Raw genomic sequence first — 12,257 nt, forward strand, 5'->3', positions numbered from 1 at the left:
GACATGTTATTTTCATAACCTATATGTTTTATAGTGGCGTTGTGCATGTGGCAAGCTTACCCACGGTAACGGTCCCAGACACGGAGTTCCATGAAAGTCATCACCACACCCAGGGCGGCGCTTTCGGTCGCCGCGATCCTCTTCGCCGGGTTCATCACGGTCCCGGCGACCGTCGCGTCCGCCGCGCCACGGGATGACGCTGGCGAGTGGTTCGCCGCGGACGCCCGGCTTGGTCGGAATGTTGCCGAAGAGGCGCCATCGGGCACGACGCGGAGCCGGGCCGTTGTGCTGGATGCGGACACCGCTGTGCGGGCCGTGGTGTCGCCTCAGTCCCTCGCGCTCGCCCAGCCGGGGGAACGCCTGATCGTTCCCAAGAACGGAGACCTCTCGCTGACTCTCTTCGGTGGGGAGCGGCTGATGATCGACGTGTCCGAGGTTGCGGTTTCTCTGGATGCCGACGGCGTCGATCCGATGCCAACCGTCGAAGTGATCGGCAGTAGGCGAGAGGGCGAGGGCTACGGTGCAACCGCGGCGTTCACGTTCATTCCCGACGACTCGGGGCGCTACGCGCTCTCTGGCGGGATCGACCGCGGCACCGAATCGCGGGTGGAGATTGACCAGCCCTCCCGCGGAATCGCTGTCCTCCATGAAATTGGGGAGGCCCAGGAAGGTACTGCCGAAGTCGACGACGCCGTCATTGCGCCGGGGGCGGTCACAGCACCCGATCCCGCTGAGATGGCTCCTCCCGGCCGGGCGGCGGCCACCCTCACGACGATTGATCTGCTCGTTGGATATTCGAGCTCGCTCGGTGCCGCTGTGACGGCAAAAATCACCCAGCGCATCACGGAAACGAATGCAGCGCTCGCTACCTCGGGTGTGAACATGCGTGTGAATCTCATGTCTATCGCGCCCGTCGCCTACGCGCAGTCGGCAGAAGGGTTGCTGGCCGATATTCGGCGTCTGCAGCAGGGCTCCAACGGGCTCGGTCAATTGCACAACCAGCGAGATGCGATTGGGGCGGACCTCGTTGCTCTCATCGTTCCTCAGGTGACGCGTGGCGAGTGCGGGAGGGGTTACATCCCGTTCGCCGGGGGTGTCCCGGACTACGCGTTCAGCGTCACGCCGGAGAGCTGCTTGGATGGCAACGCCCTGGCGCACGAACTCGGCCACAACTTCGGCAGCAACCACAACATCGCGAACACGAAAAAAGAAGATGTGCCATACGCCTTCAGCTATGGACACCAGGTCGCTGGCAAGGCGCGAGACATCATGGCCTACGACTGCCCGAAAAACGACTGTGCCCAGAAGCTTCAATATTCGAACCCGAACGTGAAGTTCATCGGCCATCCCACCATCCCGTCCGGCACCCCCGCGGCGGATGCCGCGCGCAGCTTCAACCTGATGGCGCCCGTGATCGCGAACTACCGCACCCGCACCCCGATCACCCGCCTGTCCGGTGGTGACCGGTACGAGACCGCCGCCACGATCTCCCGGCACGGATTCGCCGATCCGGCGAAGGTGTCCACCCTGGTCGTCGCGACCGGCACCGACTTCCCCGACGCGCTCGCCGCAGCGCCGCTCGCGGCGAAGCTCGGCGGCCCACTCCTGCTCGCCCACCCCAGCGGTCTGCCCGCCGCGACGACGACGGAGATCAAACGGCTGAAGCCATCGAAGATCGTCATTGTTGGCGGCGCTACGGTCATCCCGAGCGCTGTCGAGGCCGCGCTGAAGGTACTCGTGACGGCCGGTGGCACCGTGCAGCGCATCTCCGGCGCTGACCGGTTCGATACGTCTGTCGCGATCGGGAAGTACGGCTGGACGTCGTCGACTACCGCGTTCGTCGCGACCGGCCTCGACTATCCCGACGCGCTCTCTGCGGGCGCAGCGGCGGGGAAGCTCGGCGCTCCGGTCGTCCTCGTCCCCGGTACCTATGGTGCTGTTCCTGCGACCACGACCGCGTTCCTCAGCGGCATCGGCGTGAAGACCGCCTACATCGCCGGAGGCGCAACGGTCGTTTCAGTGGGCATCGAGACCGGCTTGAAGGCCAAATACTCGGTCGTCCGTTACGCCGGCACCGACCGGTTCAACACATCCACGCTGATCGCTAAAGCCCACCACACCACGGGCGGCAGCATGTACCTCGCGTCCGGCATGAACTTCCCTGATGCCCTGGCGGGTGCGGTGGTCGCAGGGCGACAGAAGGCGCCACTCGTCCTCTCCGCCCAGGGCTGCGTCCTGAAAAATGTCAACGACGTGCAACGGGTCATCACACCCAGCAACCTGGTGCTCCTCGGCGGCGTCACCCTGCTCACTGAGGCGGTGCAGCAAGGTGCCATCTGCTGACGGAGGTCACCCATCCGGGCAGGTGTGCGCATCCGGCGGGAGCAGCGTGCGCACGACTAGCCGGCGGCGATCCGGAACAGCGCCGCGCACACGCACGCCCAGACCAGGCTGGTCAGCGTGCCGATGATGAACCGCTCGCGCGCCTCGGCCGCATCCAGTTCGGTGAAGCGGCCGACACCCTTGATGGCGACGAGCACGGCGATGGCCTCCGGGAAGCCGGCCATGATCGCGCCGGTCGTCGCGAAGCGTTCGAGGAAGCCGATCGTCGTTCCGCCGCGCAGCACCTCGCGGGTGCCGTCCTGACCGTCGACGCGGTCGGGGACGACGATGCCGCCGTGCACGCCGTCGACGGTGGACCGGGATGCGAGGGCCAGCACCACCTGCGAGGCCGGGCCGCCTCCCGCCACGCTGAGCGCGATGGCCACGATGCCGATGAGCACCTGGAAGAGCAGGGGAGCGTGCTGGCCGGGCAGGATCACGAGCACCACCGCCAGGGCGAGCAGCCCGGAGGCGACGTAGACCAGCGGACGCCGCGGCGACCGCAGCGTGGCGACCATGCAGCAGAGCGCTGCGATGGCGAGCACCAGCGCGAACGACCAGGCGGCGATCGGGCCGGCAGCGGCGAGGATCGCGGGGTATGGGATGGTCGTCACGCTCTCTCCGTTCTGCGCCCGGCGTCGCGCCCGGCTTCGTCGGCACGCGCCACCAGCCTAGTCAGAGCGGGGACGGCGGACTGCTCGACGCGGAGGTTCGCCACCCGCGCCCTGTCGTTGGCCGACTGTGGCGTGATGCCGAGGCGGGCGCCGGCCTCCGCCTGGGTGAGGCCGGTCTCGAGCAGGTCGTAGAGCTCCCAGCCGGCGTCGGAACGTTGCGCCCGGATGGTGAGCAGGAGGTTCATCAGGGCCTCGACGTCCGCTGCGTCTTGCTCGGAGGCTCCGGCGGCTCCGGATGCGACGGACGCGGCTGCGAAGCGGGTGCTGGCGCGCTTCGCCCTGGTGACGGCGTCTCTGGCCGCGACGAACGCATCCCCTGCCGCTTTGCGGGTCGCGTCGGGGAGCGGGGTTCGCACGGCTCCGATGCCCAGGCCGACGCTCCAGGCGCCCCGCCGGGTGAGGTCGAGCACGAGGTCGACGGCCGCGTCCGCCGACGCGGTGAGCGCCTGGAGCTCGTCTCCCGCGTTGCGGTCGACGGGGAGTTCGAGCCGGTCGGCGTAGCGCCCGTTGAGGTCGTCCAGGGCGGAGGCGACGATGTCCGGCCTGTTCCTGCTGTCGACCTGGTCTGCGGTGATGACGTACACGGTGCACTCCTTCCATCAGGGCTGTGAACCTGATGCTGACGATATCAGGCCCACAGACCTGATTCAACCCCAATCAGGCCCACAGCCCTGATCGCTCGCGGCAATCCCGCGGCGGCCCCGCTGATAATCTGAGTGCGTGTCCGACTCCGAAACGCTCAACGCACAGACCAACGATCCGTCCTTCGACGACGTCTGGGATGAGCTGGTGTGGCGCGGGCTCATCCAGGTGTCCACGGATGAAGCAGCGCTCAAACAGCTCCTCGCCGGCGAGCCGGTCACCTATTACTGCGGCTTCGACCCGACAGCGGCCAGCCTGCACCTCGGCAACCTGGTGCAGCTCCTCACCATGCGCAGGCTGCAGCTGGCCGGCCACAAGCCGCTCGGCCTGGTCGGCGGCTCCACCGGCCTGATCGGCGACCCCCGCCCGAGCGCGGAGCGCACGCTGAACACCAAGGAGACGGTCTCCGAGTGGGTCGGCTACCTGCAGGGGCAGGTCTCGCGCTTCCTCAGCGCGGAGGGCGACAACGCTGTGCGGCTGGTCAACAACCTCGACTGGACAGAGCCGCTGTCCGCCATCGACTTCCTTCGCGACATCGGCAAGCACTTCCGCGTCGGCACCATGCTCAAGAAGGACGCCGTCGCCGCGCGCCTCAACTCCGACGAGGGCATCAGCTACACCGAGTTCAGCTACCAGATCCTGCAGGGCCTCGACTACCTGGAGCTGTACCGCGAATACGGCTGCGTGCTGCAGACCGGCGGGAGCGACCAGTGGGGCAACCTCACCAGCGGCACCGATCTGGTCCGCCGCGTCGAGCACGTCTCCGTCCACGCCATCGGCACCCCGCTCATCCTGAATAGCGACGGCACCAAATTCGGCAAGAGCGAGGGCAACGCCATCTGGCTGGATGCGACGCTCACCAGCCCGTACGCCATGTACCAGTTCTGGCTGAACACGGACGACGGGGATGTTGTCGACCGCCTCAAGGTGTTCACCTTCCTCAGCCGCGCCGAAATCGAACGCCTCGCCCAGGCCGTCGCCGACGAGCCGTTCAAGCGGGAGGCGCAGCGCACGCTCGCCTTCGAGGTGACCAGCCTGGTGCACGGCACGGAAGCGACGGAGGCTGCGATCGCCGCCGCCCAGGCGCTCTTCGGCCAGGGCGAGCTGACGGCACTGGATGCGTCGACGCTGGAAGCAGCGCTGCGCGAGCTGCCGAACACCACCACGGCACCCACGGCGACCGTCACCCAGTCCCTGGTCGACACCGGGCTCACGTCGAGCCTCGGCGAGGCCAGGCGCGCCATCGCGCAGGGCGGCGTCTACGTGAACAACACGAAGGTGGACGACGGAGAGGTGCCGGTCGGCGACCTGGTGCTCCCCGGCAACCTCGTCGTGCTCCGCCGCGGCAAGAAGACGCTCGCCGGCCTGTTCGTCGAGTAGCCGCCCGCCCCGTCGCGTACCGTTGAACCCATGGATGCGACAGACAGGGGCGAAGACGGGCTCGTCTCCCGCCTCGCCGTGATCGAAGAGCAGGCGCTGGCAGCGCGGGCGGAGGCGTACGCGCAGGTGCACGACGAACTGCGCGACCAGCTCGAGGGCGGCGACGTGCAGCGCAATGGCTGACTCCCGTCTCGACGTCGCGCTCGCCGCCAGGGGACTCGCACGGTCGCGCTCGCACGCCGCCACCGTGATCGCCGACGGACTCGTCACGGTGGACGGCCTGCCCGTCACCCGCGCGTCACACAAGGTGCGGGACGACCAGGTGGTCGAGGTGGCCGGCGCCGACCACTACGTCAGCCGCGGCGCCCACAAGCTGATCGGTGCACTGGATGCGTTCGGCATCGACGTCGCGGGCCGCGTCGCCCTCGACGCCGGAGCATCCACGGGCGGCTTCAGCCAGGTGCTGCTGGAGCGCGGAGCCGCCAGGGTGATCGCCGTGGACGTCGGCCACGGGCAGCTCTCCCCGCTGATCGCGGGCGACGAGCGGCTGGCGTCGTTCGAGGGCGTCAACGTGCGGACGCTCACCGCGAGGGCGCTCGCCGGGCTGGTCGGCGATGAGGTGCGCCCGGATCTCGTGGTCGGGGATCTGTCGTTCATCTCGCTGACCCAGGTGCTGCCTGCGCTCGCGGAGACGGCGGCGGACGGAGCCGACTTCGTGCTGCTGGTGAAGCCGCAGTTCGAGGTGGGCCGCACGGGCATCAAGGAGGGGATCGTGCGCGACGCGGCGCTCCGCTCCGACGCGGTGACGAGCGTGCTCTGGGCCGCGCACGACCTCGGCCTCGGCACGAAGGGCTTCATCGCGTCGCCGATCGCCGGCAGCCAGGGCAACCGCGAATACCTGGTCTGGCTGAGCGCATCCGGGGTCAACCCCACCGAGTGGCTAGCCGAGGTGCAGGCGGTCACCGCGCGCTGACGCTCCTGCACGCGCGAACACGTTGTCCACACCCTGAGAGCTTTCCCCAACCTGCCGCGCGCTCACACAGACGTGCCGAAAACCGACAGAATGGGAAGACCGGATTCCACCACCAGAACGGAGCGTGACGCCAATGGATGCACCCACCAGGTACATCCTCGTCGTCGCGCACACCGGTCGCCAAGATTCTCTCGAAGCAGGGGTGCAGGTCTGCTCCCAGCTGATCGAGGCGGGCGTCGTGCCCGTGCTCAGCGAAGACGAGCGGCGTGACGTCCTCGCCGCCAGGCCGAGCTTCGACGACGTGGCCGTGCTCGGCGTCGACGTGCAGCCGAACGAGCTGGAGCTCGTCATCGTGCTGGGTGGAGACGGCACCATCCTGCGTGCCGCCGAGCTGATCCGTGGATGCTCTGCCCCGCTGCTCGGCATCAACCTCGGCCACGTCGGGTTCCTCGCCGAGAGCGAGAGGGACGACCTCGCGCTGGCCGTCGCGCGCGGTCTCGCCAAGGACTACGAGGTCGAGGAGCGCATGACGCTGTCTGCACGCGTCAAGCTCGGCAAGGAGGTCGTCTACGAGAGCTGGGCACTCAACGAGGCCACCGTCGAGAAGGCGAGCCGCGAGCGCATGCTCGAAGTGGTGATCGAGGTCGACGGACGACCGATGTCGAGCTTCGGCTGCGACGGCGTCGTGATGTCGACGCCGACCGGGTCCACCGCATACTCGTTCTCCGCCGGCGGCCCTGTGGTGTGGCCGGGCGTCGCGGCCCTGCTGCTCGTGCCGCTGAGCGCGCACGCCCTCTTCGCACGGCCGCTGGTGGTCGACGCGGACTCCTCGCTCGCCGTGGAGCTGCTCGACAGGACGGGCGGGGCCGGCATCCTCTGGTGCGACGGCCGCCGTGCATACGATCTGCCGCCCGGAGCGCGCGTCGTCGTGCGCAGGTCGCCCATCCCTGTGCGTCTCGCCCGCCTGCATCCCGGTCCGTTCACCGACCGCCTGGTGCACAAGTTCAACCTTCCCGTCACGGGATGGAGGGGGCCGGCCGACCGTGACTGAGAACCGCGGAGGCATCGAGGAGATCTCGATCAAAGACCTGGGTGTCATCGCCGACGCCTCTCTTCCCCTCGGACCGGGCTTCACCGCGATCACCGGCGAGACGGGCGCAGGCAAGACGATGGTGGTCTCCGCGCTCGGGCTGCTGCTCGGAGAGCGGGCGGACACGGGAGCCGTGCGGCTCGGCAGCGCGCAGGCGTGGGTCGAAGGGCGCTGGCGCATCGCGGAGTCGAGCGATGTCGTCGAGCGCGTGCGGGATGCAGGCGGAGACGTCGACCCCGTCGGTGGAGGGGGAGCGGAGCTGGTGCTCACGCGCTCCGTCTCGTCGGAGGGGCGCTCGCGCGCGATCGTCGGGGGCCGCAGCGCTCCGGTGAGCGTGCTCACCGAGCTGGGCGGCCAGCTGGTCGTCGTGCACGGCCAGTCCGACCAGATCCGGCTGCGGTCCGCCGTCGCGCAGCGCGAGGCCCTCGATCGGTTCGCCGGTCCGGACTTCGCCGCGGCCGTCGACGCGTACGCCCAGGTCTTCCACCGCTGGCGCGACAACCGCGCCGAGCTGGACGAGCTGGTGGCCGATCAGGACCGGCGCGCCCGCGAGGCCGAAGACCTGCGGATCGCGATGGCCGAGATCGAGGCCGTCGCTCCGCAGCCGGGGGAGGACGACGAGCTGGCCGAGCGCGCAGAGCGGCTGTCCAACCTCGAAGAACTGCGCCTGGCAGCGGCCAGCGCCCGCGAACTGCTCTCTGCGGAGGAGTCGGAGGGCGCGGATGCCCTCGGTCTCCTCGACAGCGCCAGGAGGCACCTCGAACGCGTCTCCGAGCACGACAGCGCGCTCGTCGCCGTCGCCGAGTCCGTCGCGAACGCCAACTACCTGATCTCCGATGTCGCCGCCCAGCTGTCGACCTATCTGGCGACGCTGGACACCGACGGTGCGCGCGAGCTCGAGATCGTGCAGGACAGGCGTGCGGAGCTGGCGACCCTCGTGCGCAAGTACGGTCCGACGCTCGCCGACGTGATCGGGGCGCTCGACACCGGAAGCGGCCGTCTGCTCGAACTCGACGGGGACTCCGACAGGATCGAGGAGCTGCGTGCAGAGGTCGAGGCGGACGCCGCCCTCGCCGAGCAGCTCGCGGACGGCCTCAGCGCCCAGCGTCGGTCGGCCGCTGAGCGACTGAGCACGGCCGTCTCCGACGAGCTGACGGCCCTCGCGATGGCCGACGCGCGCGTGGTGGTCGAGGTGATCCAGCGCGACGAGTTCACCGCCGCAGGCCGCGACCAGGTCTCGATCCTGCTGCAGCCGCACTCCGGCGCGGAGCCGCGGCCGCTCGGCAAGGGCGCATCCGGGGGCGAGCTCTCCCGCGTGATGCTCGCCATCGAGGTCGTCATCGCCGGCACGGACCCTGTGCCCACCTTCATCTTCGACGAGATCGACGCGGGCGTCGGCGGGGCGGCGGCCATCGAGATCGGCCGCAGGCTCGCGAAGCTGGCGGAGACCTCGCAGGTGATCGTCGTCACGCACCTCGCGCAGGTGGCCGCGTTCGCGGGCAACCACCTCACCGTGGTGAAGGGCAGCGACGGCTCGGTGACCGCATCCAGTGTCCGGCAGCTGGGCGGGGACGAGCGCATCGCCGAGATGGCCCGCCTGCTCTCCGGTCTGCCCGACTCCGAGAGCGGACTCGCTCACGCGCGCGAGCTGGTGGAGATGGCGGGAGCGTCGCGGTGATGTCGCGCGCACGGAACGTCCCGAACAGGGTGATAGGATAAAAGCCCGTGGTGGATAAATCAGACGCGGGCATTTCGAACGGCATTACTAAGCACATTTTCGTGACGGGTGGTGTCGTTTCTTCGTTGGGCAAGGGTCTTACGGCCGCTAGCCTCGGCAACCTTCTCACTGCTCGCGGCCTTCGCGTCGTGATGCAGAAACTCGATCCGTACCTCAACGTCGACCCTGGAACGATGAACCCGTTCCAGCACGGCGAGGTGTTCGTCACAGACGACGGTGCGGAGACCGACCTCGACATCGGGCACTACGAGCGGTTCCTCGACATCAACCTCGGCCAGTCGGCCAACGTGACGACGGGCCAGATCTACTCCAACGTGATCGCCAAGGAGCGCCGGGGCGAATACCTCGGCGACACGGTGCAGGTCATCCCGCACATCACCGACGAGATCAAGCGCAGGATGCGCCTCCAGGCCCAGCCTGGGCCGGACGGCGAGCCTGCCCCGGACGTCATCATCACCGAGATCGGCGGAACGGTCGGCGACATCGAATCCCAGCCGTTCATCGAGTCGGCCAGGCAGGTGCGCCACGAGCTCGGCCGCAAGAACTGCTTCTTCGTGCACGTCTCCCTCGTGCCGTTCATGAACGCCTCCGGCGAGCAGAAGACCAAGCCGACCCAGCACTCCGTCGCCGCCCTCCGCTCCATCGGCATCCAGCCGGACGCGCTGGTCCTCCGCAGCGACCGCCCGGTCTCCGAGTCGAACAAGCGCAAGATCGCGCTGATGTGCGACGTCGACGAGAGCGCAGTGGTCAACGCGGTCGACGTGCCGAGCATCTACGACATCCCGACGATGCTGCACGACCAGGGCCTCGACGCGTACATCATCGACCAGCTCGGCCTCGACAAGGCCGACGAGGTCAACTGGGACGGCTGGAGCGAGCTGCTCGACGCCGTCCACGACCCCAAGCACGAGGTCACCATCGGCCTGGTCGGCAAGTACATCGACCTCCCGGATGCGTACCTCTCGGTCACCGAGGCGCTGCGCGCAGGCGGTTTCGCGCACAACACCAAGGTGCACCTCAAGTGGATCGCCTCCGACGAGTGCCAGACCCCCGAGGGCGCGGCGGCTCAGCTGAGCGACGTGGATGCGATCTGCGTGCCCGGCGGGTTCGGCGTGCGCGGCATCGAGGGCAAGCTCGGCGCGCTGCGGTTCGCCCGTGAGAACGCCATCCCGGCCCTCGGCTTGTGCCTCGGCCTGCAGTGCATGGTCATCGAGTACGCCCGCAACGAGGCCGGTCTCGGCGGAGCGTCGTCGTCGGAGTTCGACCCGGACACCGAGTTCCCCGTCATCGCGACGATGGCGGAGCAGGTGGAGATCATCGCGGGCGGCGACCTGGGCGGCACCATGCGCCTCGGTCTTTACCCAGCGCTCCTCGCCGACGGCTCCATCGTCTCCGAGCTCTACGGGGCGCCCGAGGCGTCCGAGCGTCACCGCCACCGCTACGAGGTGAACAACAACTACCGCGAGCAGATCGCGGACGCCGGCCTGTGGTTCTCCGGAACGTCGCCGGACGGCCACCTGGTCGAGTACGTCGAGCTTCCGCGCGACGTGCACCCGTTCTACGTCGGCACCCAGGCGCATCCCGAGCTGCGGTCGCGCCCGAACCGTGCGCACCCGCTGTTCCGCGGGCTCGTCGGTGCCGCCCTCGAACGGCAGAAGGCCAGCATGCTGTTCGAAGTCGCCGCGGACGCCTGATGGCGGCGGAGCTGACGGACGACCCGTTCTCGCCGGAGGTCGTCTCCTCGGAGACGGTCTTCTCCGGCCGGGTGTGGGACGTGCGGCACGAGACGTTCCGCTACAACGGCGACGAGATCGGCCGCGACTTCGTCGACCACACGGGTGCCGTCGCCGTCCTCGCTCTGGACGACGACGGCCGGGTGCTGCTCATCAAGCAGTACCGGCACCCCGTGCGGCACCGCGACTGGGAGATCCCGGCCGGTCTGCTCGACGTGCGCGGCGAGCATCCACTGGATGCCGCCAAGCGCGAGCTGGCAGAGGAAGCCGACTTCCAGGCCGACCAGTGGAACGTGCTCTCCGAGTTCTACACCAGCCCGGGCGGGAGCGACGAGGCGATCAGGATCTACCTCGCCCGCGGGCTGCGGCCGACCGCCGAGGCGTTCGACCGGTTCGACGAGGAGGCGGACATCGAGGTGCGCTGGGTGCCGCTCGACGAGGCGGTGGATGCTGTGCTCGCCCGCCGCATCCAGAACCCGTCGCTGACCATCGGCGTGCTGGCTGCGCACATCGGACGGCAGAACGGCTGGTCGCAGCTGGGCGCGGCCGACCTGCCGTGGCTGCGGCACCCGAAGCTCGAGGCATGACCGTCGAGGCGGCCGCCGACTCGTATCTGCGGCACGTCTCGATCGAGCGCGGGCTGTCGGCGAACACCGTCGCCGCGTACCGGCGCGACCTCGGCCTGTACACGCAGTGGCTGGCCGAGCAGCAGGTGACGGCCCCCGCGGAGATCACGACGCCGATGGTCTCCGCGTTCACGCTCCACCTCGGCTCGCGCGCCGAGTCCCCGCTGACCTCGTCGTCGCTCGCCAGGGTGCTGTCCACGGTCCGCGGCTTCCACCGCTTCCTGCTCGACGAGGGTGTCGTCGATCGGGACGTGGCGCACGAGGTGAAGCCGCCGAAGCTGGCCAGCCGTCTGCCGAAGGCGATCAGCGTCGACCAGGTCTCCGCGCTGCTCGCCGCGACGGACGGCGACAGCATCGCCTCGCTCAGGGACAAGGCGCTGCTCGAACTGCTCTACGCGACGGGCGCGCGCGTCAGCGAGGCGGTGAACCTCAACGTGGACGACGTGATCGACGACGACATCGTTCGTCTCACCGGCAAGGGCAGCAAGCAGCGCATCGTGCCGCTCGGCAGCTACGCCAGGGCGGCGATCGACACCTACCTGGTGCGCGCGCGCCCCACCCTCTCGCTGAAGGGCAGGGCGACGCCCGCCCTCTTCCTCGGGATGCGCGGGGCCAGGCTGTCCCGCCAGAACGCCTGGCTGATCATCCGGGCGGCCGCGGAGCGCGCGCAGCTCGGCGTCGAGGTCTCCCCGCACACGCTGCGCCACTCGTTCGCCACCCACCTGCTCGCCGGAGGGGCGGACGTGCGTGTCGTGCAGGAGCTTCTCGGCCACTCTTCGGTGGCGACGACGCAGATCTACACGCTCGTCACCGCTGACACCCTCCGCGACGTCTACACCTCGGCCCACCCCCGCGCCCGCTGAGCCGCGCCCGCTGACCCTGGCCCCGCCGCCGCGCGGCGGTGCGCCCCGCGAGATGGGGGTTGCGTCGGTAGGATGGGCAACTGACGTAAGTCAGCGACAAAGGGACGAGGAACACGCAGGTGACGCGCAACGACGAGGTCAGAACCCAGCTTCCGG

At 69.1% G+C, this 12,257-nt stretch carries 11 protein-coding genes; 9 read left to right on the forward strand and 2 right to left on the reverse strand.

Annotated features, from left to right (window positions below; all coding sequences use genetic code 11):
• Positions 1 to 90 precede the first annotated feature (90 nt).
• Positions 91 to 2,343: a cell wall-binding repeat-containing protein gene (locus AC1ROC_RS12015; protein ID WP_493000361.1), complete on the forward strand. Its 2,253-nt coding sequence runs from the start codon at positions 91 to 93 to the stop codon at positions 2,341 to 2,343.
• 56 nt (positions 2,344 to 2,399) lie between these two features.
• Here the strand turns inward: AC1ROC_RS12015 and AC1ROC_RS12020 are convergent, their stop codons facing one another.
• Positions 2,400 to 2,996, reverse strand: a complete 597-nt coding sequence (locus AC1ROC_RS12020; RefSeq protein ID WP_493000363.1) for a hypothetical protein — start codon at positions 2,994 to 2,996, stop codon at positions 2,400 to 2,402.
• A complete protein-coding gene (locus tag AC1ROC_RS12025) occupies positions 2,993 to 3,640 on the reverse strand; it encodes a DNA-binding protein (protein ID WP_493000365.1) in 648 nt (215 codons plus the stop codon). Before AC1ROC_RS12025 ends, AC1ROC_RS12020 begins: the two co-directional genes overlap by 4 nt.
• Before the next feature lie 136 nt (positions 3,641 to 3,776).
• Between AC1ROC_RS12025 and tyrS the strand changes: the two genes are divergently transcribed.
• The 8 genes from tyrS to xerD all read left to right on the forward strand — a co-directional run bounded on the left by tyrS (position 3,777) and on the right by xerD (position 12,101).
• Complete coding sequence (gene tyrS / locus AC1ROC_RS12030) at positions 3,777 to 5,078, forward strand: tyrosine--tRNA ligase (RefSeq protein WP_493000367.1); 1,302 nt, start codon at positions 3,777 to 3,779, stop codon at positions 5,076 to 5,078.
• 30 nt (positions 5,079 to 5,108) lie between these two features.
• Positions 5,109 to 5,261, forward strand: a complete 153-nt coding sequence (locus AC1ROC_RS12035) for a hypothetical protein (RefSeq protein WP_168688943.1) — start codon at positions 5,109 to 5,111, stop codon at positions 5,259 to 5,261.
• Positions 5,254 to 6,051, forward strand: a complete 798-nt coding sequence (locus AC1ROC_RS12040; protein ID WP_493000369.1) for a TlyA family RNA methyltransferase — start codon at positions 5,254 to 5,256, stop codon at positions 6,049 to 6,051. Before AC1ROC_RS12035 ends, AC1ROC_RS12040 begins: the two co-directional genes overlap by 8 nt.
• A 133-nt stretch (positions 6,052 to 6,184) precedes the next feature.
• Positions 6,185 to 7,102, forward strand: a complete 918-nt coding sequence (locus tag AC1ROC_RS12045; protein WP_085370017.1) for an NAD kinase — start codon at positions 6,185 to 6,187, stop codon at positions 7,100 to 7,102.
• Positions 7,095 to 8,819 carry a DNA repair protein RecN gene (gene recN / locus AC1ROC_RS12050; protein WP_085370018.1) on the forward strand — a complete coding sequence of 575 codons (1,725 nt, stop codon included), beginning with the start codon at positions 7,095 to 7,097 and terminating at the stop codon, positions 8,817 to 8,819. Before AC1ROC_RS12045 ends, recN begins: the two co-directional genes overlap by 8 nt.
• 47 nt (positions 8,820 to 8,866) lie before the next feature.
• Positions 8,867 to 10,573 (forward strand): CTP synthase, encoded by a 1,707-nt coding sequence (gene pyrG, locus AC1ROC_RS12055; protein WP_085370019.1) that lies wholly within the window; start codon positions 8,867 to 8,869, stop codon positions 10,571 to 10,573.
• Complete coding sequence (locus AC1ROC_RS12060; protein ID WP_493000372.1) at positions 10,573 to 11,199, forward strand: NUDIX domain-containing protein; 627 nt, start codon at positions 10,573 to 10,575, stop codon at positions 11,197 to 11,199. The genes pyrG and AC1ROC_RS12060 overlap by 1 nt, the downstream gene beginning before the upstream one ends.
• Entirely contained in the window at positions 11,196 to 12,101 is a 906-nt protein-coding gene (gene xerD / locus AC1ROC_RS12065; protein WP_493000374.1) for a site-specific tyrosine recombinase XerD, read from the forward strand. The genes AC1ROC_RS12060 and xerD overlap by 4 nt, the downstream gene beginning before the upstream one ends.
• The last annotated feature ends 156 nt before the right edge of the window (positions 12,102 to 12,257 follow it).

The sequence above is a fragment of the Leifsonia sp. GW821-FHT13C05 genome, from assembly GCF_058806515.1.